Below are 22,612 nucleotides of genomic sequence, written 5' to 3' on the forward strand. Positions count from 1 at the left end.
CGCATTAATCCATTCAAAGCGCTTCAATCAGACCCCGACGCCATAATGGACAAAGGGGCACCAGACTAACCACAGAGAGGAATATAATGCGCATTCAAAAGCTCATGCTCGCAGCATCGGCAGCAACCCTCGCCTTGACGATGGGGGCAGCCAGCGCCCAGGAAGTCGTTCGCATCGGCACCGAAGGCGCCTACCCGCCATTCAACGTGCTCGAAGCAGACGGCACCCTGACCGGCTTCGACATCGATATCGCAAACGCGCTTTGCGAAGAGATGGAAGTCCAGTGCGAGTTCGTGACCTCCGACTGGGATGGCATCATCCCAGGTCTGCTCGCCGGACGTTTCGACGCGATCATCGCGTCCATGTCGATCACCGAAGAGCGCAAGCAGCAGGTCGACTTCACCGAAAAGTACTACAACACGCCGCCCGCCATTGCCGTGCCGACCGACAGTGAACTCACCGAAGCAACAGACGAAGCCTTTGCAGGCCTGGCGCTTGGCGCGCAGTCTTCCACGACGCATTCGAACTATGCCGAGGAAAAGCTGCCTTCGGCCGATCTGCGTCTCTATCCGACGCCCGATGAATACAAGCTCGACGTCGCTGCCGGCCGCATCGATGGCGTAATCGACGACGTGATCGTTCTGAGCGAGTGGCTCGAATCCGAAGATGGTGCTTGTTGCAAGCTGCTCGACACGCTGGAAACGGATCCGGTCATCAATGGCGAAGGCGCCGGCATTGCCATCCGTCCGGGTGAAGACGAGCTTCGCGAGAAGTTCAACGCCGCTATCCTGGCCATTCGCGAGAACGGCACCTACCAGGAAATCAACGACAAGTATTTCGACGTCGACGTCTACGGCAGCTAAGCTTAAACGTCATTCGAACTCCATCATGGCCGGCTTATCCAAAACCGGCCATGATGTCTTTTTGCATCCGTCCCGAAATGGATGGCGAAGAAACGGGATAGCGGCAAATGCTTCAAGCCCTGATGACTTGGCTCGATCCGCTATGCGGCACCCTTGGCATCTTCCGTCTCCTTCCTGATGAAAGTCTGCTTGCCTGCGGCGATACCGGCTGGGGCGACGAGATCGCATCCGGCGTATTCGTCACCGTGTCCCTTGCGTTGGCGACGCTTCCCCTCGGCCTTTTCGCCGGCTTCATGCTGGCGCTCGCCAAGCAGAGCAAGGAAAAGTCCCTGCGGCTTGCGGCCGATATCTACACCACCATATTTCGCGGCCTGCCCGAGCTGCTGACGCTGTTTCTCGTCTATTACGGCGCGCAGATCGGCCTTCAGAACCTGCTGGCCGCGACTGGATCCACGACGACGATCGAGATCAACGCGTTTCTGGCAGGCATGGTCGCGCTTGGTCTCGTCTTTTCGGCCTATTCGAGCGAAGTTCTCGTATCGGCGTTCCACGCCATTCCCAGCGGGCAATATGAGGCCGGCTCGGCACTGGGGCTCAGACGAAGCACCACCATGCGGCGCATCATCATCCCGCAATTGGTGCGCATCGCCCTGCCTGGACTCGGCAATCTCTGGATGATCCTGTTGAAGGAGACGGCGCTCGTTTCGGTCATTGGTCTCGCCGACATCCTGCGCCAGACCGGCATCGCTGCGCGCGTGACCCGCGAGGCCTTCATGTTCTTCGGGCTCGCCTGCCTGATCTACCTAGTCCTCGCCATGCTATCCTCGATCGTCATCCACTACATCGAGCGCTGGGCCGGCCGTGACGAGGCACGCACATGAGCGTGATCCAGCGGATGCTGCCGCCCGAGCCGCCTCCGCCGGCATTAGCCGCAGGATGGTCGCCGTCCCGCATCGCCGGCCACTTCTTCCTGGCGATCTGGATCGCCGGAAGCGTGGGACTGTTCCTGTTTCTTGTCGGCAGCTACGACAGCCAGAAGATGATCCAGTACGGGCCTGGCTATCTGAGCGGCCTGTGGATCACGCTGCAATTGGTGATCATCTCCGTCGTGCTCGGCGCCGTTCTCTCGGTGCCGGTTGCCCTTGGGCGCATGTCGAAGAACAAGGTGCTCGGCGCCCTCGCCTATATCTACGTCTATTTCTTTCGCGGCACGCCGCTGATCGCGCAGCTCTTCCTGATCTATTACGGCCTTGGTCAGTTTCGCGGTGCGCTTGAGACAGTCGGACTCTGGACGTTCTTTCGCGAGCCCTGGTATTGCGCTCTCTTTGCGTTCACGCTCAACACTGCGGCGTATCAGGCGGAAATCCTGCGCGGGGCGATCGCCAGCGTTCCGAAAGGCCAGCATGAAGGTGCCGCAGCGCTCGGCCTGCCGCGCAACGTCACCTTTCGCAAGATCATCCTGCCCCAGGCGATGATGGTGGCCCTCCGTCCCTACGGCAACGAAATCATCCTGATGATCAAGGGGTCGGCGATCGTGTCCATCATCACGGTCTTCGACCTGATGGGCGAAACGCGACGGGCGTTCTCCCGCACCTTCGACTTCCAGACCTATCTCTGGACAGCCGTATTTTATCTCCTCATCGTCGAAGCACTACGCAATCTATGGGCCGTTTTCGAGCGTCGTCTCACCCGGCATCTAAAGCGTTAACCGCCTGAATTTGCGGTATAAAAGAATTTTCTCAAATTGCGGATAATCGCGAAAATGCTTGTAATGGCATTTCTTCTGGGTGAAGGATGAACTTCGGGATATTCATGTGATTTGGAAGAACGAGGGACGCGCTTTTACGGACACAATTTCCCGCTCGTAGGCCAATCGGTTTGACCGTCGAGATCGTTTCCGACTTTTGCTTCGCAACCAGACGGTGCTGGCACTTGATATCGAAAGAAAGCGCGCACGTGGCTTCTGCGGAATTCGAGAGATTTGGGGGCCTGTTTGAGGCGATCCCGAGCCCCTACATGGTGCTCGACCCTCAATTGCGATACGTCGCGGCAAATCCCGCCTATTGCAAAGCCACGGGCAAGAGCCTGGATGCATTGCTTGGCAGGGACATCTTCGAAGTCTTCCCCAATGACGGTCCGGCTGGCCGCGATCTTCGCGATTCATTGAACCGCGTTCTTCAGACGGGCAAGTCCGATACGCTCGCCCACATCCACTATGCCATACCCAATGCCGACGGCGACGGGTTTGAGGATCGCTATTGGACTGCCATCCACTTCGCGGTCATGGATGAAGACGGCGTCGCAACGCATGTGGTGCAGAATACTGTCGACGTGACGGAACTGCATCGCCTGCGACGCTCGACATTCGTGCCGTTCCGCACCGTGGGTCTCGAAACGGCTCTCATCCGCCGTGCCCAGGAAGCCGAAGAAGCGCAAAAGGCGCTTCTGGAGGAGAACAACGATTTCCGCCGCCTGTTCAATCAGGCGCCTGGCATGATTGCGGTACTATCCGGTCCCGAGCATGTGTTCACCTTCGTGAATCAGGCTTACATCCGCTTCGTCGGCCGTAAGAACCTTGTCGGCAAACCCGTTCGCAAAGCACTGCCGGAATTGGCCGGACAGGGTTTCTACGAGATGCTCGACAGCGTCTATCAAACGCGGGAGCCGATCAGCCGCGAGGCTGCGCGCATCGTGCTGCAACACGAAAAAGGAGGGCCAGAGAGCGAGGCTTTTCTCGATTTCACCTACCATCCCATCTTTGACGGCGCGAACCAGGTGACCGGCGTCTTCGTCCAGGGGCTCGACCGGACCGAAAGCGTGAAGTCGGCGCGGGGCCGCGAGCTGCTGCTTCGCGAACTCAACCATCGCGTCAAGAACCTCTTCTCGGTCGCCATCTCGATGGTGACAATGACGGCACGCAACGCGTCGACCCCGAAGGAGATGGCAGGAATCCTGACCGGACGCCTCAGCGCCTTATCCCATGCTCACGGCATGGTCATGAACGAAGCCGGATCCGATGCCGATGGTGGGCGGATCGCGTTTCACGATCTGGTCGAGCGCATCATGGCGCCGCATGTCGACGACGAAGGCTCTCGCATGAAGATCGGCGGACCGTCCATCGTCCTCGGATCAAAAGCCGCGACGAGCATGGCACTTGTCATCCACGAGATGGCCACCAATGCCGCGAAATACGGTGCCCTGTCGACCGCTGAAGGCCGGGTTAGCGTCCTGTGGGAAACTGACAACGATGCCTTCCGCTTGAACTGGACGGAGACCGGCGGCCCGCAGATCCGATCCGCACCGGAACCCAGCGGGTTCGGCAGCAGGTTGGCCAAGATCAGCGTCGAGGGACAATTGGGAGGCAAGCTGGATTTCGCCTGGCCGCCGGAAGGTGCACAGGTCGCGATCGCTTTCCCTTTAAAGAACGCATCGCTCTAGGTCTGAAGCAGGAACTTCTCCAGCCATCAGCGCGCAGTCGCGCGCAACTCCACGGGCGTCACGGCATCAGCGTCGTTATTCTCGTTGATGACTCCGAGCAGATGGCGCAGCGCATCCTTGACGCCCGAGACGGTGTAGGGTTTCGAGATGATGCCGTAAGCCCCGACAAGATCTTCAGGCAGTGCGGCGCGGTTTGCGGTGACAAATACGACCAGCGCATCGGTGCTCTCGACCGCGAAACGCGCGACGTCGACACCGGTCGGTCCATCCAGGAGATGGACATCGACCAGGCAGAGATCGGGCCTCGAACTCTTGATCACATCGATTGCTTCGTTCTTCCGACCGGCCTGTCCGGCGACGGTAAAACCGACATCCTCGGCAATCATCTCCAGATCGAGTGCCAACAGAACTTCGTCTTCGACGATGACGATCTTGCGTGGCTTGCGGTGGTCAGTCGCCATGGGAACCCCCGTTCAGCGGCATTGCGAGCTTGACCCCACAGCGCCCATCCATATCCGTAAATTCGACGCGCGCTTCGAGTTGCCGTTCGATCAGGCGCATCGTCCAACCTTCGATACCGTCGAACGCGCGACGGCAATTGACTTCCGTGAGGTCGGCAGAAGACACGTCAAGAACGAGCTTGCCGTTCTTAGTTTGGGCACTGATTTCCAGCTTTGCTCCATCCGCGATGTTCTCGGTGTTTGAAACTAGGCTGCGGACGAATTCGTTAAGCGCCAAAGCCAGCGGAGCAGCTTTGCCGATCGGCAGCAGCACTTCTTCCATCTGGTAAGCCGGCTCTGAGTGCCAGCGCGGATGATTGGTGAGCACCTTGCTTACCAGGATGCGAACAAAGGTATCGACGCGGAAATAACCGATCGCTTCTTTATTGTGCTGGTCCTGGTGGGCGAGGCCCAAGGCATCGATGCGCTGGTGGAGCCGGTTGACGACTTCGCGGGCTTCCGGGCCGAGATCGCGACGCAATTCGAACCCCAGCAATGAATTGATCAGCTGCAGATTGTTTTTGACCCGATGGTCCAGCTCGTTGATCAGCCGTGATCGTTGAGACAGAAGCCGCATCAACTCGCCGGTGCGATCATCGATCTGCTGCTCAAGCAACGTCTTGGTTTCGCGCAATTCATCGTTGACGGAGTGAAGATCGAATTCGGTCTGCTTCTTGTCGCTGACATCGAGCTGCGAGCCGAAGAAGAACTTCACTTCGCCTTTGCTGTTTCGAACGGGTGACAGGAAAAGCGAATTCCAGAACGGGGTACCGTCCTTGCGATAGTTCACCAGTTCCACATGGACATCTTCTTCGCGAGCAATCGCATGCGTGATCCGCTCGACCGCCCGTCGGCTCGTGTCGGGCCCCTGGATGAACCGACAGTTCTGGCCGATTACCTCGTCGTGCTCGTAGCCCGTTAACCGACAGAAGGCCTTGTTGGCAAATATGATAGGATTATCCTGATCGGACGGCCCCGTGATGATCATAGCCATACGGGTGCCGTTGATCGCCGCAGCAAAGGGATCGCCGATCTCATGCTGGCTGTACAGCAGACGTTCGGCGACTTTTGCGTCAGATATCTGGCGTCCAGTCGGTGGTTTACGCACGTCGGTCAAGCCACAGTGCCTCGGTTATGGAAGCACCAAGGCCGGGCCCTCGGCGTCATCCCGAATGATTGCTGGATCAACTACTGATCCGTCAAAAGAGTTCCACGCATTCGTCGAGATCGGGACACCTGCCTCGTCCGTAACGAAAGTCTATGAAAGCGTTAAGGAATTATTTGCCATGCGCCCTCGACAGACGGCTCGTATTGAGCGGGGTCCGTTTCAATCCTGAGCGCTTCGACATTGCTCCAAGTCTCGGCCAGATCACTGTAGTGGCGCGAGAAGATGTTGCCGGACTGGCCGGTGGTGATCATGAACGTGGATGCGTCCAGATCGGCCAGGTCGTAGATCGCCCGGTAGCTCGATGCGTGGCGGTTCGCGTACGGATCGTCCTCATTCGAAAAGACCGTTCTGCCGCGATCGAGCGTGAATGGGCCGCCGCCGCTTTCGACCTCGACATTGAAGATGCGATCAAGCGGCGCGACCTGACCAAAAGGCTGATGCACGCTCAATGCACGGTGCGCCGCGCCCCAATTCCAGGCACTCCTATCGTTTCCATAACGCCGTTCGATGTCGCCCAGGGCGCGCTCGAGCGCTTGATGCACGATGGCAGCGCAACTTTCCCTGGCTTCGGTGCCGATATCATCGCACCAGTCGCGGTTCGTTTCTCCGCCGAGCACGCTGGCCATCACCAGACCCTGGGCCTGGAACCATCCATCGAAAGCCGGGCCGAGATCGTCGGCAAAGATCGCCCGGGTCGCCTCGCGAAGCCAAGCCATCGCGATGAGCGGTTCGGGACGATCACGCCCCATCTGAAAATCCCAGCCGGACAGAAGCGCGGCCACAAAGGGATCGCCCTCTCCTTCGTTTTGCGCCATCGACAGCATTACCGGCATCAGTTCGGCGAAAACCGGCGAATAGACGTCTGCCTGCGCTGCGCGCGACAATTCCACCGTATGCTGGTCGTCCGCGTCGACGATGAGCGCGTCGACACGCTCCTGGCGATAAGGCTCGTCCCAGTCCAGTGTCAGCATCTCGGCATAGTCATCGCCGACGATCCGGGTATTGGCTGTTCCGATGGCGCCCACTTGCGGATCGGTCTCGCGCGGCAGTGCGTCAAAATCAACAAAGCCCTGCCAGTCATAGATCGCATTCCATCCCGGCACAGGCGCACGACCCATCACAAGGTTGTCTGGATGACGGACAGGCACGCGGCCGGGCGCGATCAATCCGATAGCGCCTTGCCGATCCGCAACGACGATCGACTGCATCGGCGTCACGAAGCCTTCCATGCCGGCCTGGAAGTCAGCGACGGTTTGGAAGTCCCACAGCGCCAAGCCGACCGATATGGTTGTGTCGTCGCGGGCAAGTGCCGTCCATTGAAGCGCCGCCACATGGTCTTCGGGTAGCAGGCGATCGAGGTTGCGGTAACTTCGCGGCAGAACCGGACCGTGCCTAGTGCTGAGACGCGTGAAGCGGTGCGACTCACCACCGGAAATGGCGATCGTCTCTTCGCTTCTGCCGAACAGCGCCCATCCGTCCGGGGTACGATAGCGATCCGGATCGCCCAGCCGGACCTGCTCGATGAACAGGTCCTGGACATCGGTCCCGGTGTTGGTGAAGCCCCAGGCGACATCGTCGTTGCGGCCAAGCAGCACGAGTGGAGCTCCGGCAAGCGTGGCTCCGACGAGGTTCTGCGCGGCCGCATCATCATCTCCGTCGACGCGCAAATGCGCGAGGTACCAGACCGAAGGTGCGCTCAAGCCCAGATGCGGATCATTGGCGAGGATCGGCAAGCCGGTATCGGTGCGCTGACCGGAAACGACCCAATTGTTCGAAGCACCCTCGCCCGTCATGCCGCCATGCTCAATCAGGCCAAAGGGTTGCGGGCGAAGGCCCGCTTGTTGCAACGGCGCGGCGTTGCGAAGTTCCAGCAAATCGATGAGAACCGGAAGTGCCGGTGCATCCTGCCCTGGAACTAGAGGCAAAAGTTCGGCGATCTCTTCGGAGTTCAGGCCTTGGCGTGCGAAGGCGAGACGGTTGACCTCGTCGCCGATATTGGCGGCCAGGCCGACAGACATCATCTTGACGACGGCGACGCTGTCGGCTGGCGTCCATGGCTCGGGTTGATGGCCGAGCGCCACGAATTCGACCGGCAGGCGCGAAGCAAAGAAGCGGTTGTCGCGCTGAAGCCAGGCGTTGACGCCATCCGCATAGCGCTGCAGCGCTTGGCGGTCGGCCTCCGGCAGAATTGCGAGCGAGGCGACGGACGCCTCGTAAATGGCTACGCTGCGCAGGAAGATATCCGTGTCGAGCGTAGTCGACCCGAACATCTCCGACAGACGGCCCTGCGCCGCCATGCGCGCCACTTCCATCTGCCAAAGCCGATCCTGTGCGTGGGCGACGCCGAGCGCAACGAACACGTCGTTTCGCGATGTTCCCCGGATGTGTGGCACGCCGTTGGCATCCCTCGCGATCGTGACCGGCCCGCTCATTCCTTCCAATTGGATCGTGCCGGCGGCGGGAGGCAGCGAACGGGCCAGCCAGACCACGCCGAGACCGGCGGCCAGAAGCGCAAGTGGCAGCACAGCAAATGTCAGTGCAAAGAGGACTTTGAGCACACGCTTCATTGATCTATTTCCGGTTGGCACCTAAGCAGGTCGACAGGTCTCGTCTGCCGGCATGGCTCGAAATTGAATGAGGAGAGAACGCAATGGCGAAAGTCGCTTTCATCGGTCTTGGCGTCATGGGGTATCCCATGGCTGGTCACCTGAAGAATCGTGGTGGCCACGACGTCACGGTATATAACCGTAGCGCAGCCAAGGCGGAAAGATGGGCCTCCGAGTTCAACGGCGCCTCGCGTCCCACGCCCGCCGAATGCGCAAAGGATGCAGACTTCGTCTTCACCTGTGTCGGCAATGACGAGGACCTGCGCGCGGTTACGACGGGACCGGACGGCGCTTTCCACGCAATAAGATCCGGCGCGATCTTCATCGACAACACCACCGCTTCTGCAGAAGTCGCGCGCGAGCTTGCAGCCGTGGCTACCGACAAGGGTTTCGGCTTCCTCGATGCTCCTGTTTCGGGCGGCCAGGCCGGTGCCGAGAACGGCGCGCTGACCGTGATGGTCGGCGGCGATCAGGCAACGTTCGACAAGGCAAAGTCGGTCATCGAAGCCTACGCAAAGATGGTCGGCCGCATGGGCGACGTCGGCGCCGGCCAGTTGACCAAGATGGTCAACCAGATCTGCATCGCCGGCCTCGTCCAGGGCCTGTCGGAAGGCCTGCACTTCGGCATGAAGGCTGGGCTCGACATCGCGGCTGTCGTCGATGTCATCTCGAAGGGAGCAGCAGGCTCCTGGCAGATGGAAAACCGGTACAAGACGATGCTGCAGGGTCATTACGAGCACGGTTTTGCAGTCGACTGGATGCGCAAAGATCTTTCGATCGTCCTCGACGAGTCACGGCGTAACGGCGCGTCACTTCCGGTCGCCGCCCTCGTCGATCAGTTCTATGCAGAGGTTCAGAAGATGGGCGGAAACCGCTGGGATACGTCCTCCCTGTTGGCTCGCCTTGAAAAGTAGACTTACTGCGTCAGCCTGACACGAAATCTGACAAAACGTATTTACAGGCTGTTAGCAGGGGTAGCATACACCTGAAGCAAGCCGGGCGCAGAAGCCACGGCCAACCTGACCACGGATGCTTCTGGTGCTTATCCGCTATGATCTCGACACCCTCGCCGGTGCGCGCCCACAGTTCGAGCAGATCGGGCTGACGGCAGACGATGTCTGCGACCTGTCTTCGTATTTCCGCCGGATCGGGTTCTGGCGCATGGATATCGAGCAAGGCCTGACCTACTGGACGCGCGGCGTCTTCGACATCTTCGGAATGGAGTTTCGTGACGGGCCCGTCTCCCTGACGGAAGCCAATGCGGTCATTCATCCGAACGATCTCGGCCCGATGCTCGAAATCGTCGAGCAGGCCGCCGTCAACCGCTTGCCGTTTCACGCGATCGTTCGGTTGCGCTCTCGCGGGAGCGAATTCCGCTTCATTCGCTCGGTCGGCAAGTATCGCAAGAGCGACGACGGCAAACCAGAATTCGTGGGCATGATCTACGAGTTTTTCGAGCCGATCCGGACGCTCGGCATGGCTGCACACGCGGACGAATAGTTCTCAGGATTCGCTCGAACGGCCGCCATCCACGACGAGATAGTCGAGCGGAAGCTCTGTCGTGTACTTGATCTGCTGCATCGCAAAGCTCGACGACACGTCTCGAATTTCGATGCGCTGGATCAGGCGCTTGTAGAAATTGTCGTAGGCAGCGATATCGGGCACGACGACACGCAGCAAATAGTCGACGTCGCCGCTCATTCGGTAGAACTCGACCACTTCCGGGAAATCGACCACCACTTCCGAAAAACGCTTCAGCCATTCGTGACTGTGCGCGCTTGTGCGGATGGACACGAAGACTGTCACCTGGGCGTTCACCTTGGCGGGGTCCAGCAGAGCCACCCGCTTTCGGATGACGCCTTCTTCTTCGAGCTTCTGGATGCGCCGCCAGCAGGGCGTCGTCGAGAGGCCCACCTTTTTCGCGAGGTCGGCCACAGCGAGCGTCGAGTCTTCCTGAAGAAGACGGAGAATTTTGCGATCAAGCCGGTCCATGATGGGTCTTCTCTAGAATGGTTTTGCGTCGATGCCCTGGCGCGACCGACAAGATGGAATGCAGTTCCAGGGCGTCTGCAATGCTCGCTCTATCACAGGGCCACGGGAGCCTCAATGCTCACGCTGTTCAACGGCGGGAATGAGGCGTGCGGCAACCTCTTTCTGCAAGAAAGGAACCAGTACTTCGTCGAACCAGACATTGCGCGACAACCACGCATTGTTGCGCCAGGAGGGATGCGGCAGAGGGATGATGAGTCGCCCTGCCGGCGCTGTCTCATCCTCGATCTGCTCCCACGATTCCACGACCTCGTGGAGCGACCGACCGCGCCACTGCGGCAGATGGTAATCCTGAGCGTAACGCCCGACCGCCAGAACGAGATCGATCTGGGGCATCGCGGCGAAGACCGTGTCGTGCCAGTTGGCGCGACACTCGCGCCGGGGCGGACGGTCGCCGCCCTTGGCATCGAGCCCTGGAAAACAGAACCCCATCGGCACGATTGCGAACTGGGCCGGATCATAGAATTCCGACTTATCCACACCCAGCCAGGTTCGCAACCGATCTCCGGACGGGTCCGTGAAAGGACGGCCAGACGCGTGGACGCGGGTACCCGGCGCCTGGCCGCAGATGACGATCCGCGCAATGGAGGACAGAATGCAAACCGGCCGTGGCTCATGGGCCAGAGGCCTTGAGCGCGGATCGGGACGATCCCGGCAGATGCGGCACGAAGCGATGCTCTCGCCGAGTGCAGCCAGGCCGTCAAAGTCGCAAGCCAAGCGCGAAGCCGTCAGGCGCTGGCGCTCGGTCGAGCGCTGACGCGTTCATGCCAGGCGCGCAAGTGAGCAAGATGCTCAGGCATCTCGATCTTCGCTGGTTTCATGAAGCCTACGGAGACCATGGCCGAGATGTCGGCGATGGTGAACCGGTCGCCGGCAATGAAATCGCGATGAGCAAGCTCGCCATCCAGGAACGAAAGAAACTCGATGACGCGCGGCCGGTTGGCCTCGCCCCATTCCTTCACCTGCGGAACTTCCCATTCCTTCATCGCGGGATGGAGGTGCCTGAAAACGGCCGCGACAGAGTTTAGAAAGTTGAGTTCGACGCGGCGGTTCCACATCTCGACCTGCGCCTCTTCCAAACCGCGGTGGCCGAAAAGGTTGGGCTCAGGGTGAAGCGTTTCGATGTATCGGCATATCGCAACGGACTCGGTCAGCACCGTTCCGTCATCAAGTTCCAAGACAGGCAAACGCTGCAACGGGTTGAGTTTGCTGAGAGCATCGCTCTTGTGGCCAAGCGCTCCCATGTCGACCGGCACACGCTCGATCTCGATGCCTTTCTCGGCCAAGAAGATCGACACACGCCTGGGGTTTGGCGCCTTGCCCCCATCATGAAGCTTCATGAACCGAACGTCCTCCCAATGCCGCAGGCGAGCTATTTCCCATGCTTCGTGCCTCGTTTTAGGGGCTCGCCGCGATGGCCGCAATCGCATGGAGCATGGGCGCGGTACCTCCTTCGAAGGGTCTTCTTAATAAATTCTCGTTAACCTTCCGGCAAATAACCGCATGACCCAAGACGGACGATGACGATCGCACTCGAGAGCACCGGCGACAAGAATATCGTCGACCGATCACGCCCGCAGCGCAATGCAGGTGTGTCTCAAGCCGTGCGCGCAACCCGTGAAAGGCTTCAGTTCCGGCAACCGCTGAGCCACCATTTCGCGCGTGAGATGATGCTTCTGCATATCAATTCGCTGCTTCAGGGCGCGGCGGCGATGCCTTTGCTCGTTCTGGCGGCGACGGGCATCAGCATTTATTTCGGCGAATCTTTCGAATTGATCCCCTGGTCGGCCGTAACGCTGGCCGCCTACGCCATTCTGGTCTTCCTGGCGCGCCGTGCATCGGTCCAAAACTTCGATCCGCCGACAACGAGAAAATGGACCATCCGCTTTCTCGGCGCACATCTGGTTATCGGCCTGTGCTGGGCGATCTTCGCCTATCAGGACTGTGCGACCTGCTCCGGTCCATCCTTCTCTTTCTACAAGGGCGTCATCCTGCTGGTTGCCCTCGCCGCTTCGGCGATGGCGACATTCACTCTGAAGCGGGCGATCATCGCTTCGTTCGGACCGCCTGTGATCGCACTGGGCCTCAGCGCCTATTTTCACGGGAGCCCCTACGACATCGGCATGGCGGCCGTTCTAGGCGCGGCCTTCTGCTACTTCGTGTTCGTTTCGAACCGGCTCTACGTGTCCAATTTGACGCTTCTCTCCTTTCAATCGGAAAAAGTGGCGCTGATCGCGGAGTTGGAAGTGGCGAACGCCGTATCCGACGAAGCGCGAAGGCGGGCAGAGGAGGCAAACCTCGCAAAGTCGCGGTTCCTGGCTTCCATGAGCCATGAACTCAGAACCCCTCTCAATGCCATTCTTGGGTTCTCGGAGGTCATGAGCCAAGAAGTCCTCGGGCCGATGCCAAACCCAACCTACAAGGACTACGCCGCCGACATTCACCGCTCCGGCGAGCACCTGCTCAATCTCATCAACGAGATCCTCGACCTGTCGAGGATCGAGGCCGGTCGCTACGACCTGAGCGAGGAAGCCTTGTCACTCGTCGAGATCGCCGAGGATTGCATCGGCATGGTGCAGCTGAAGGCACGCAGCAAGCACATCGATATTCGGGCCCAGGTCGAACCGTCTCTGCCGCTGGTGTGGGTCGATGAGCGTGCTATGCGGCAGGTTGTGCTCAACCTTCTGTCCAACGCCGTGAAGTTTACGCCGCAAAACGGCATCGTTACCGTGAAGGTGGGTTGGACCGCCGGCGGTGGCCAGTATCTGTCAGTGGTCGATGACGGTCCGGGAATACCCGAAGAAGAAATCCCGATTGTGCTGTCCGCGTTCGGGCAAGGCTCAGTCGCAATCAAGAGCGCCGAACAGGGAACGGGACTTGGTCTGCCGATCGTCCAGGCCATCCTCGCCAAGCACGGTGGCCAGTTCGTGCTGCGCTCGAAGTTGCGCGAGGGTACGGAAGCGATCGCAATCCTGCCACCGCGGCGCGTTCTGCAGAGCATTCCGCCAATCGACGACGACAGCATCTATACGACGAAGCAGAAGAAGCCGGTTTTTGCTTGAATACGCCGGCGATCAAACGCTGACGGCGCTCTTTTTCTTTACACGACTGCTAAAGCACGGACATCATCAACTTCAATCATCCAATTGATTCGCTTGGATTCCATGAATTCGACGCCCGCGACCATCGACCAGACGCGCGAAGGGAGCCTCATTCAGTATGGGGCTCTACCCTATCGCCTGCGTGAAACTGGCGACGTCGACTATCTCGTGGTGACGTCACGGGGAACCGGACGCTGGATTCTTCCCAAAGGCGGATTGGTAAAGGGAAAGACGGCCGGTCAATCGGCCATGCAAGAAGCGCTCGAAGAAGCAGGCGTGCGCGGCAGGCTTCATGGCGAGCCGATCGGCATCTATCGTACGACCAAGCAACGTCCCCGCCCCCTCTCTGTGACCGTGCTGCTCTTTGCGCTGCGGGTCGAGGAGATGCTGGACCATTGGCCTGAGAAAGGTCAGCGCATCCGCAAATGGGCAAACCTGGCCGAGCTGGACGAACTCCTGACAGACGACGGCGCGGCCCAGCTCATCGCTAAGTTCGACCGCATCATGCGCGTCGACATTTCCGGCCGATCCTCGCGGAACTGACCTTTACGATCCGCTGCCATCAGTGCCGTTCGTAGAACGCGTTCCCGCCCGCCTCGAGCTGGTAGTGCATGTTCTTGTACGGGAAGCTCAGGCCCGCCATGTGAAAAAACTTCGCTTCATCCAAGCTTGGATGACGGTGGCCATCGAGAACCTTGTCGGCGGCAGCGACGACGTCCGGCACCTTTTCACGCGGCATTTCCCGTGAAAGCACGCCTGGGGCGAACTGGTTCTTCTGGCCGACCACTTCGCAGATCGTATCGGGAAACTCTTCCGCCTCGACACGATTCATGACGACGGTCCCGACGGCAACGAGACCTTCTTCACTGGAACGGTTGGATTCGAAATAGATCGCGCGCTCGAGGCACTCCCGATCCTTTTCGCTATCGGCCACAGGTGTTGGAGCAATGGAACCGGTGGCCATCTCGTCGATGGCGTTATTCGCCATACAGCCGCTGAGTGACGCGACAATTGCCATCCCGACAATGGCCCGTACGCCGAAAGACCGGCCTGAAGCCAGCTGATCGCCCATGGAAAACCCTCTTTACGCAAAACAAGGCTTCTGCTGACGACGCAATGAGGCAATAGAGTGACAGCAGCCTCAGAAAGGCTCTTCGCAAATTTACTTGCGTTTGTTTTCAAGTCATGCATACGCTCAAGCTGTTCGGGATGTGCTGACCCGGAGACTGGACTGACGTTCTTTCCCCGTACGTGACTGCTCGACACCGCCGCGGATCGCGGCCTGGCCATCCGCGCGATAGGCGTGCGGCGGTCGGAAACAACCGGGAAAAGGACCCAGTACCATGGCTCAGACGGGCACCGTAAAGTTCTTCAACACCGACAAAGGCTACGGCTTTATCACTCCTGATGGCGGTGCAAAGGACGTTTTCGTCCACATCTCCGCTCTCCAGGCCTCCGGCATTGCGCATCTGAACGAAGGCGACAAGGTCTCCTTCGACACGGAAGCCGACCGTCGCGGCAAGGGTGACAAAGCAGTCAACCTGCAGCAGCTCTAAGCGCTGATACTTTCGGCCGGTCTTCGGACCGGTCCGGCACACATGAAAGGGCGACCCTCGGGTCGCCCCTTTTTGTTTGAAGCAACTCTACTGGGATGAGTGAACAAGAAAGGGCGGCCCGAGAGCCGCCCTTTGGATAGAATGCGTGGTGATGTGACGAAGCTTTAGCAGGGGCCCTGAGCGACAACGCGGAAGCCGGAGTTGTCCGCTTCGCACGAATTGCCGAAGGTCTGGAACTGCGGACCGCGACGGCCGCAAACGGGCGCATATTCGCGGGTGCAGATGCCGGGACCGCCTGGGCGACCCGGTCCGGGACCACCACCCCAACCTGGGCCAGGTCCACCAGGACCACCCCAACCTGGACCAGGCCCGGGTCCGGGTCCGCCGGGGAAACCGGGACGCGGCGGTGGGCCAGGCCGGCGGCATTCGCCATCGGCGACAACGCGGAAGCCTTGCGCACGCGCCACGCACTGGTTGGGTAGTGTCTCGAGACGACCGTTTCGATCGCCGCACACAGGAGCGTAGATCTGAGGACAGGCTTGCGGCCCGGGCGGCGGTCCAGGAGGACCGGGCGGAAACGGACGCGGACCGTCGTCTACGACAACGCAGCCCGACAGGATCGACAAGAGGACAAGCGAAACACCAACCGATTTTGCGGAAAGAAACGACATACAGAGCCTCCTCGCTCGGCGAAGGCGAAGAGACATCTTCGCTCGTGGCGGATGCTACCGCTGTCCGGTTGTAGGCGCAACCGATCTCACGCGGCGAGACGGCCGTCGAGCCCTTCCATCGCGACGAACGCTTCGGCGATGACGTCCGGACCGGCTCCACGCTGACTGGAGCGCTCCGACAGGATTTGTCGGAAGCGCCGGGCACCCGGAACGCCCTGGAAAAGACCAATCATGTGCCGCGTAACGTGGACCAACCTGCCGCCAGCCGCCATATGCCGGGCGGTATGTTCCATCATTGCGTCTCGCACGTCGGCCCATTCCACCGGTGCGGGATCCTCACCGTAGATCAACCGGTCCACATCGGCCAGTTGAGCCGCGTTGTGATAGGCGGCCCTCCCCATCATGACGCCATCGATGTGGCGCAGATGATCAGCAGCCTGATTCAAATCCTGAACGCCGCCATTGATCCCGATGAAAACATGCGGAAACTTCTGCTTGAGCCGATAGACGCGATCGTAGTCGAGCGGCGGGATGTCCCGGTTTTCTTTCGGACTGAGCCCCTGCAGCCAGGCCTTGCGGGCGTGCACCCAAAGCGCATCTGCGCCGGCATCCAGAACGGCCATCGCGAGCGCATCCAGCGCCTGTTCCGGGTCTTGGTCATCCACGCCGATCCGGCATTTCACCGTGACGGGTATCGAGACGGCACTTCGCATGGCCGCCACGCCTTGAGCGACGAGCCCGGGCGTTTGCATGAGGCATGCACCGAAGGTGCCGGACTGCACCCTGTCCGACGGACAGCCGCAATTCAGGTTGATCTCGTCATAGCCGAAATCGGCGCCGATCCGAGCGGCTTCGGCAAGCTTCCCAGGATCCGATCCCCCTATCTGGAGGGAGACGGGATGTTCGACCGGATCAAAACCGAGAAGCCGGTTTCGATCGCCATGGATCACCGCGTCGGCGACGACCATCTCGGTATAGAGCAGGCTGCGCTTCGTCAGCAGGCGATGGAGAAAGCGACAGTGCCTGTCCGTCCAGTCCATCATCGGCGCGATCGCGAATCTATGCTGGGCGTAGGTCATGGCCTGCCTGATCGGGCATTGATAATGCGGCGTTCCATCCAGGAAGCCAGTTGCAACGGACATATCGGTGATAATTGTTCCATCAGCAACCCCGACGCTCGATCACTCGGGATGGCGACCGCGCGTTCTCAGTGGGTGGAGCAGGTCGCGCAGAGACCGCGCAGTTCCACCGTCGTCTTGCGCGGCTTGAAGGCGCGTTCGCGCATCCATGTGCCGAGGCGCGTTTCGATCTCGGCGTCGGAGAACTCTTCGACCTGGCCGCAATTCTCGCAGATCGCAAAGCCGATCATGCCGTGGCTTGCGCAATGGGGGTGGGCGCAGGCGATGAAGGAATTGAGGCTTTCGAGCCGGTGGACGAGCCCGAGTTCCTGCAGCTTGTCGAGTGCGCGATAGACCTGCAGCGGCGCCCGAAACCCCTCGTCGCGAAGCTGGTCGAGGATCGTATAGGCGCTCAAGGGCCCCTCCGCGCTGCTCAGCGCATCGAAGACGAGTTTCTGGTTCTTGGTCAGGTCGCTCATTTTACGTTCGTGAACATGGGTGGTCATCGGCGACCTCCTTCCTGCGGCTGTGGCCCGGATCTGCGAGCCACCGGCGCGATCTGGCTGACGAGGAACAGGGCAAGCGCGGCAACCACGATCGACGGTCCCGAAGGCGTATCGAACTGCAACGAACCGAACAAGCCTGAAACGACGGCGACGACGCCGATGAGCGATGCCATGACGGCCATCATTTCCGGCGTGCCTGAGAAGCGGCGGGCTGTGGCCGCGGGAATGATCAGGAGCGAGGTGATGAGCAGGATGCCGACGATCTTCATGGCAATCGCGATCAGGAGCGCCATCAGCAGCATGAAGGCGACGCGCGCGCGTTCCGGATGCATGCCTTCCGCTTCGGCAAGCTCGGCATTGACGGTCGCGGCCAACAGAGGGCGCCAGAGCCAGGCGATGCCCGCCAGCACCAGCGCGCCGCCACCCCAGATGAAGGCGATGTCCGTGTGCGACACGGCGAGGATATCGCCGAAGAGGAAGCCCATCAGGTCGATCCGCACCCAGGTCATGAAGGCGACCATGACGAGGCCAAGCGCCAGTGTCGAATGCGACAGGATGCCGAGCAGCGCGTCTGTCGACAGCGACTGGCGCCGATGCAGCAGAAGCAGCGCCGCCGACACGAGTGCAGCGACGACGAAGACCCCGACCATCAGGTTGATATCGAGGAGAAACGCGATGGCGACGCCCAGCAGAGCCGAATGCGCCATGGTATCCCCGAAATAGGCCATACGCCGCCACACGATGAAGCAGCCGAGCGGGCCGACCGTGATGGCGACGCCGATGCCGGCGACCAGCGCGCGGATGAAGAAGTCATCCAGCATGGTGATGCCCCCTGTGCCCCTGCTCGTGCTCATGACCATGCTCATGGCTCGGAGCCGGGGCGCTCTCGGCGTGATCATGCGGCTGGTGGCTATGATCATGATCGTGGTGATGGCCGTCATCGGGATGACAATGGTCCGTCACCGAACCATCGGCATGCTTGACCCGGCCGTCGGGCAGATGGGTGTGGTCGTGACGATGGCTGTAGACCGCCAGCGTCGAAGCTGCGCGCGCGCCGAACAACTGCAGATATTCCGGGCTCTGAGCCACGATCTCCGGCGCGCCGCGGCAGCAGACATGGCCATTGAGGCAGATGACCGTATCTGTTTCTGCCATCACCACATGCAGATCGTGGGAGATCAGCAGAATGCCGCAGCCCGTACGGTCGCGAATCTGCTTGATGAGATCGTAAAGCTCAATCTCGCCGGAGAAATCGACACCTTGAACCGGCTCGTCGAGAATGAGGAGATCCGGCCGGCGCACCATGGCCCGCGCCATCAGGGCGCGCTGGAATTCGCCGCCCGAAAGGTGCTGGACCTCCGCATCGGCCAGATGGGCGATGCCCACCGCCTCGAGCACTTCATCGATTTCGGCGCGCGGACGGCTTCCGGTCAGCGTCATCAGCCGCCGCACGGACAGCGGCAGCGTCCAGTCTATGGCGAGCTTCTGCGGAACGTAGCCGATCGTAAGATCCGGCTTGCGCGTGACAGTGCCCTCGTCTGCCTTCATCAACCCGATGGCGGCCTTGGCGGTGGTCGACTTGCCGGAGCCATTCGGACCGATCAGCGTCACGATCTCGCCCGGCGAAATGGTGAGATCGACGCCACGCACCAGCCAGCGCCCGCTGCGCCGAACTCCGACGCCGCTCATCTCCACAAGGTTTGTCCGCTGCACCATCAACCCTTTCGATGCGCCATTTCGGCGCTTGTCACCGCATATGGCACACGTTATAGGGTTACACAAGAAACGTTATAAGATTACGATTTCAACTGAACTGAGGGACTAGCATGAAATCTTCCGCTCTCGTCGCATCGTCGGCCGCCGCGTTCATGGCGGCGACCGCTCTGACAGCCTCGCCCGCTTTGGCGCTCGACGGCGTGGTTACGTCGATCAAGCCGATCCACTCGCTGGTCGCGGGCGTGATGGAAGGCGTGGGCGAACCGGAACTTCTCGTCAAGGGCGCCGCCTCCCCGCATACCTACACGCTGCGCCCCTCGGATGCAGCAATGCTGCAGGACGCGCCGCTCGTGTTCTGGGTCGGTCCGGGGCTGGAGCCCTTCCTCGACCAGCCGCTCGACACGTTGAGCGCCAATGCCCGCGTGGTGACGCTGGAACAGACCGAAGGCTTGACGCGGCTCGAATTCCGCGAAGGCGGCGCCTTCGAGGCACACGATCATGGAGACCATGGCGACGACCATGCTCATGACGAGCACGCTGAAGCCGGCCATGACGCCGATGAGCATGCACACGATGACGAAGAGCACGACCACGGCCATGACGAACATAGCCACGACGACCACGGTCACGACCATGCCGACGAAGAAGACGCCGCGCATGACCATGGTGACGATGACAATGCCGGGCATGATCACTCCGGGACTGACCCGCATTATTGGCTGGATCCCGAAAATGCGAAGTTGATGGTGGGCGCGATCGTGACGGCTCTGTCTGATGCCGATCCGGACAACGCCGAGGTCTATCGCAGCAATGCGGATGACCTGACGTCGCGGATCGACGAATTGTCGACCGACATCGCCACGACCGTCGAACCGGTTGCCGACCGGCCCTTCATCGTCTTTCATGATGCCTATCGCTATTTCGAGGAGCGGTTCGGCCTTCAAGCCGCCGGCGCGATTACGATCAGCCCGGAAGTGGCGCCGGGGGCGGAACGCATCTCCGAACTGCGCCAGCGCGTGAGCGAGCTCGATGCTGCCTGCGTCTTCGCCGAGCCGCAATTCGAGCCTCGGATCGTCAATGTCGTGATCGAAGGCACAGATGCGAAGGCGGGCGTGCTGGATCCGGAAGGCGCGGAGATCGCCGACGGGCCTGATCTCTACTTCGAGCTTCTGCGCAACATGGCGACGTCGTTCGCGACATGTCTCGGCGAAGAAAGCTGATTACTACGTTTGATTGAAACCCCGACGAAAAAAGGCCCCGACAGCGCTGCCGGGGCCTTTTCTCTGATCGCGTTGATCGCAGTCCGGCGAAATATCAGATGATGCCGGCCACGATGGCGACACCGGCAAGCGCCATCACGCCGCCACCGGCGCGCGCTGCAAGCACGCCCTGCGAGCGCGACAGCTTGCCGATGCCGAGGCCTGCTGCGATGCCCGCAGCATGAAGAAGGGCCGTTGCCGCCATGAAGCCGAGGCCATAGGCGAGCCCCGCGCTGTCCTGAGGCATTTCGGTGCCGTGCGCATGACCATGGAAGATTGCGAAGAAGCCGACGAGAGCCATGGCCGCAGCGACCGGCATCTGGCGGCCGAAAGCGGCGGCTGCGCCGATGGCGACGATCGACAGGCCGATGCCGAGTTCGACGAGCGGCAGGTCGAATGCAAAAGCGCCAAGGATCCCGCCGATCGCCATGGCGCCGACAAAGGCTGCCGGGACGAGCCAGAGCGGCCGGTTCGAGCTGGTTCGGTCAGAGACGAGATACGCCAGAAAGCCGACGGCGATCATCGCAAGAAGATGGTCCAGGCCGCCCAACGGATGCATGAAACCGTAGGTGAAACTTGCATTGTCATGGCTGCCATGACCGGTATGGGCGAATGCCACCCCAGTCGAAAGCGCGAAGGCTGCAAGTGTGGTCAAGATACGCATGTGTTGTCCTTTCGGGGCCCTCCGCCCCACCTTTGGGTCGTATATGCGGCTTTGCCGCGTGGCTGACGGCCGGTCTCCTGGCTCGGGACCAATCCCCTCCGCCTTCCCGATGCAAGAAGCACACCAGTGGCATGATGAAGGGGCGTCGTCCCTGACAGTCGCGGGGGCGGCGCCGGCTTTTCACCGGCTTCCCGTTTCACCTTGAAACTCAAGGCACCGTCGCAACGATTGGTGACAGCGGCTGCGATAAAACACAACCGGTGCCGATGCTCATTTCTTGAGCAAAAGCTGACGCTTCACTTCTTTCTGCGGGCAGGCCCTTTGCGCTCCGCCGATGCCGCCCACAGATTGATATCGGCGTCGCGGGCATGGCTGTCGATTTCGGCAAGCTCGGCATCGGTGAAATCGAGATTGGCGAGTGCACCCACGCAATCCTCCACCTGCGACACACGGCTCGCGCCGATCAGCGCCGAGGTGACGCGGCCACCGCGCAGGACCCAAGCGATTGCCATCTGCGCCAGCGTCTGGCCGCGCTTCTCGGCGATCTCGTTCAGCGCACGGATATTGGCGAGGTTCTTGTCGTTCAGGAACTCCGGCATCAGGGACTTGCCCTGGCTGGCACGGCTGTCGTCAGGTACGCCCTTCAGATACTTGGTCGTGAGCATGCCCTGCGCGAGTGGCGAGAACACGATCGAGCCGATGCCGAGATCATCGAGCGCATCGAGAAGCCCATCCTCCTCGACCCAGCGGTTGAGCATGGAATAGCTCGGCTGGTGGATGATGCACGGCGTGCCGAGGTCCTTGAGGATCGCTGCGGCTTCCCGCGTCCGCTGGGCGTTGTAGGACGAGATACCGGCATAGAGCGCCTTGCCGGAGCGCACGATCTGATCGAGCGCCATCATCGTCTCTTCAAGCGGCGTTTCCGGATCGAACCGGTGCGAATAGAAGATGTCGACATAGTCGAGACCCATCCGCTTCAGGCTCTGGTCGCAGGAGGCGATCACGTATTTGCGGCTGCCCCACTCGCCATAGGGCCCCGGCCACATGTCGTAGCCGGCCTTGGAAGAGATGATCAGCTGATCGCGGTAGCCGGAAAAATCGGTCCGCAGGATTTCGCCGAAAGCCGTTTCCGCCGATCCGGGCGGCGGGCCGTAATTGTTGGCGAGGTCGAAATGAGTGATGCCGAGATCGAAGGCGCGGCGGCAGATGTCGCGCTTGGTCTGATGGGGCGTGTCGTCGCCGAAATTGTGCCAGAGACCGAGGGAAATCGCGGGAAGCTTCAACCCGCTGCGGCCGCAACGGTTGTAGCGCATCGTTTCGTAACGGTTTTCAGCCGGCTGCCATGCCATGGCGCAATCTCCCTTCATGCTTTGAAGCGCGAGGGATAGGCGCTCCGC

General features: G+C 60.6%; 23 protein-coding genes, 1 pseudogene and 1 riboswitch. Of the genes and pseudogenes, 10 read left to right on the plus strand and 14 right to left on the minus strand.

Features of this window, described 5'->3' with window-relative positions; all coding sequences use genetic code 11:
- Positions 1-86: 86 nt before the first annotated feature.
- The 4 genes from GC125_RS13425 (at position 87) to GC125_RS13440 (ending at position 4,301) form a co-directional block, all read left to right on the plus strand.
- A complete protein-coding gene (locus tag GC125_RS13425; protein WP_151986103.1) occupies positions 87-863 on the plus strand; it encodes an ABC transporter substrate-binding protein in 777 nt (258 codons plus the stop codon).
- 107 nt (positions 864-970) lie between these two features.
- Complete coding sequence (locus GC125_RS13430; protein WP_151986104.1) at positions 971-1,744, plus strand: ABC transporter permease; 774 nt, start codon at positions 971-973, stop codon at positions 1,742-1,744.
- Positions 1,741-2,571, plus strand: a complete 831-nt coding sequence (locus GC125_RS13435) for an ABC transporter permease (RefSeq protein WP_151986105.1) — start codon at positions 1,741-1,743, stop codon at positions 2,569-2,571. The genes GC125_RS13430 and GC125_RS13435 overlap by 4 nt, the downstream gene beginning before the upstream one ends.
- 248 nt (positions 2,572-2,819) lie before the next feature.
- Entirely contained in the window at positions 2,820-4,301 is a 1,482-nt protein-coding gene (locus GC125_RS13440; protein WP_151986106.1) for a sensor histidine kinase, read from the plus strand.
- 26 nt (positions 4,302-4,327) lie between these two features.
- On the opposite strand, the gene GC125_RS13445 is transcribed toward GC125_RS13440, so the two are convergent.
- The 3 genes from GC125_RS13445 to GC125_RS13455 all read right to left on the minus strand — a co-directional run bounded on the left by GC125_RS13445 (position 4,328) and on the right by GC125_RS13455 (position 8,536).
- Complete coding sequence (locus GC125_RS13445; protein WP_151986107.1) at positions 4,328-4,762, minus strand: response regulator; 435 nt, start codon at positions 4,760-4,762, stop codon at positions 4,328-4,330.
- Complete coding sequence (locus GC125_RS13450; RefSeq protein ID WP_286165651.1) at positions 4,752-5,909, minus strand: PAS domain-containing protein; 1,158 nt, start codon at positions 5,907-5,909, stop codon at positions 4,752-4,754. The genes GC125_RS13445 and GC125_RS13450 overlap by 11 nt, the downstream gene beginning before the upstream one ends.
- Before the next feature lie 161 nt (positions 5,910-6,070).
- On the minus strand, positions 6,071-8,536 hold the full coding sequence (locus GC125_RS13455) for a penicillin acylase family protein (RefSeq protein ID WP_151986109.1): 2,466 nt from the start codon (positions 8,534-8,536) through the stop codon (positions 6,071-6,073).
- A gap of 83 nt (positions 8,537-8,619) precedes the next feature.
- Between GC125_RS13455 and GC125_RS13460 the strand changes: the two genes are divergently transcribed.
- Both GC125_RS13460 and GC125_RS13465 read left to right on the plus strand, forming a co-directional pair.
- Positions 8,620-9,489, plus strand: a complete 870-nt coding sequence (locus tag GC125_RS13460) for an NAD(P)-dependent oxidoreductase (RefSeq protein ID WP_151986110.1) — start codon at positions 8,620-8,622, stop codon at positions 9,487-9,489.
- Between the two features lie 124 nt (positions 9,490-9,613).
- Positions 9,614-10,075: a PAS domain-containing protein gene (locus GC125_RS13465; RefSeq protein ID WP_199864572.1), complete on the plus strand. Its 462-nt coding sequence runs from the start codon at positions 9,614-9,616 to the stop codon at positions 10,073-10,075.
- Between the two features lie 3 nt (positions 10,076-10,078).
- On the opposite strand, the gene GC125_RS13470 is transcribed toward GC125_RS13465, so the two are convergent.
- The 3 genes from GC125_RS13470 to GC125_RS13480 all read right to left on the minus strand — a co-directional run bounded on the left by GC125_RS13470 (position 10,079) and on the right by GC125_RS13480 (position 11,964).
- Complete coding sequence (locus tag GC125_RS13470; protein ID WP_151986112.1) at positions 10,079-10,567, minus strand: Lrp/AsnC family transcriptional regulator; 489 nt, start codon at positions 10,565-10,567, stop codon at positions 10,079-10,081.
- A gap of 111 nt (positions 10,568-10,678) precedes the next feature.
- Positions 10,679-11,341, minus strand: coding sequence for a uracil-DNA glycosylase family protein (locus GC125_RS13475; RefSeq protein ID WP_286165512.1), 663 nt, complete (start codon positions 11,339-11,341; stop codon positions 10,679-10,681).
- Between the two features lie 11 nt (positions 11,342-11,352).
- Entirely contained in the window at positions 11,353-11,964 is a 612-nt protein-coding gene (locus GC125_RS13480) for a glutathione S-transferase family protein (protein WP_151986113.1), read from the minus strand.
- Positions 11,965-12,144: 180 nt separating this feature from the next.
- On the opposite strand from GC125_RS13480, the gene GC125_RS13485 reads away from it, so the two are divergent.
- Both GC125_RS13485 and GC125_RS13490 read left to right on the plus strand, forming a co-directional pair.
- Entirely contained in the window at positions 12,145-13,686 is a 1,542-nt protein-coding gene (locus GC125_RS13485; protein ID WP_151986114.1) for a sensor histidine kinase, read from the plus strand.
- Positions 13,687-13,788: 102 nt separating this feature from the next.
- On the plus strand, positions 13,789-14,268 hold the full coding sequence (locus GC125_RS13490; protein ID WP_151986115.1) for an NUDIX hydrolase: 480 nt from the start codon (positions 13,789-13,791) through the stop codon (positions 14,266-14,268).
- A gap of 25 nt (positions 14,269-14,293) precedes the next feature.
- Here GC125_RS13490 and GC125_RS13495 read toward each other — a convergent pair.
- A pseudogene (locus tag GC125_RS13495) lies at positions 14,294-14,689 on the minus strand (cell wall hydrolase); the annotation flags it as partial.
- 379 nt (positions 14,690-15,068) lie between these two features.
- Here GC125_RS13495 and GC125_RS13500 point away from each other — a divergent pair.
- A complete protein-coding gene (locus GC125_RS13500; protein WP_126009980.1) occupies positions 15,069-15,281 on the plus strand; it encodes a cold-shock protein in 213 nt (70 codons plus the stop codon).
- Positions 15,282-15,445: 164 nt separating this feature from the next.
- Here GC125_RS13500 and GC125_RS20385 read toward each other — a convergent pair whose 3' ends face one another.
- From GC125_RS20385 to GC125_RS13525, 5 genes are all read right to left on the minus strand, one after another.
- Positions 15,446-15,952 carry a Kazal-type serine protease inhibitor domain-containing protein gene (locus GC125_RS20385; RefSeq protein WP_151986117.1) on the minus strand — a complete coding sequence of 169 codons (507 nt, stop codon included), beginning with the start codon at positions 15,950-15,952 and terminating at the stop codon, positions 15,446-15,448.
- A gap of 86 nt (positions 15,953-16,038) precedes the next feature.
- Positions 16,039-17,031 carry a tRNA dihydrouridine(20/20a) synthase DusA gene (dusA, locus tag GC125_RS13510; protein WP_151987905.1) on the minus strand — a complete coding sequence of 331 codons (993 nt, stop codon included), beginning with the start codon at positions 17,029-17,031 and terminating at the stop codon, positions 16,039-16,041.
- Between the two features lie 128 nt (positions 17,032-17,159).
- Positions 17,160-17,576 (minus strand): Fur family transcriptional regulator, encoded by a 417-nt coding sequence (locus GC125_RS13515; protein WP_286165513.1) that lies wholly within the window; start codon positions 17,574-17,576, stop codon positions 17,160-17,162.
- Entirely contained in the window at positions 17,573-18,397 is an 825-nt protein-coding gene (locus tag GC125_RS13520; RefSeq protein WP_151987909.1) for a metal ABC transporter permease, read from the minus strand. Before GC125_RS13520 ends, GC125_RS13515 begins: the two co-directional genes overlap by 4 nt.
- The gene (locus tag GC125_RS13525; protein WP_151986118.1) at positions 18,387-19,292 is read right to left on the minus strand and encodes an ATP-binding cassette domain-containing protein; all 906 of its coding nucleotides are present in this window, start codon (positions 19,290-19,292) and stop codon (positions 18,387-18,389) included. Before GC125_RS13525 ends, GC125_RS13520 begins: the two co-directional genes overlap by 11 nt.
- Positions 19,293-19,402: 110 nt before the next feature.
- Here GC125_RS13525 and znuA point away from each other — a divergent pair, with 110 nt between their 5' ends.
- Positions 19,403-20,512: a zinc ABC transporter substrate-binding protein ZnuA gene (gene znuA / locus GC125_RS13530; protein ID WP_151986119.1), complete on the plus strand. Its 1,110-nt coding sequence runs from the start codon at positions 19,403-19,405 to the stop codon at positions 20,510-20,512.
- A 94-nt stretch (positions 20,513-20,606) separates the two neighbouring features.
- On the opposite strand, the gene GC125_RS13535 is transcribed toward znuA, so the two are convergent.
- On the minus strand, positions 20,607-21,215 hold the full coding sequence (locus tag GC125_RS13535; RefSeq protein WP_151986120.1) for a HupE/UreJ family protein: 609 nt from the start codon (positions 21,213-21,215) through the stop codon (positions 20,607-20,609).
- A 49-nt stretch (positions 21,216-21,264) separates the two neighbouring features.
- A riboswitch (cobalamin riboswitch) is annotated at positions 21,265-21,451 on the minus strand.
- A 60-nt stretch (positions 21,452-21,511) separates the two neighbouring features.
- Positions 21,512-22,564 (minus strand): L-glyceraldehyde 3-phosphate reductase, encoded by a 1,053-nt coding sequence (gene mgrA / locus GC125_RS13540; protein ID WP_151986121.1) that lies wholly within the window; start codon positions 22,562-22,564, stop codon positions 21,512-21,514.
- Positions 22,565-22,612: the final 48 nt, after the last annotated feature.

It is taken from the genome of Rhizobium sp. EC-SD404, from assembly GCF_902498825.1.
Classification (GTDB): domain Bacteria; phylum Pseudomonadota; class Alphaproteobacteria; order Rhizobiales; family Rhizobiaceae; genus Georhizobium.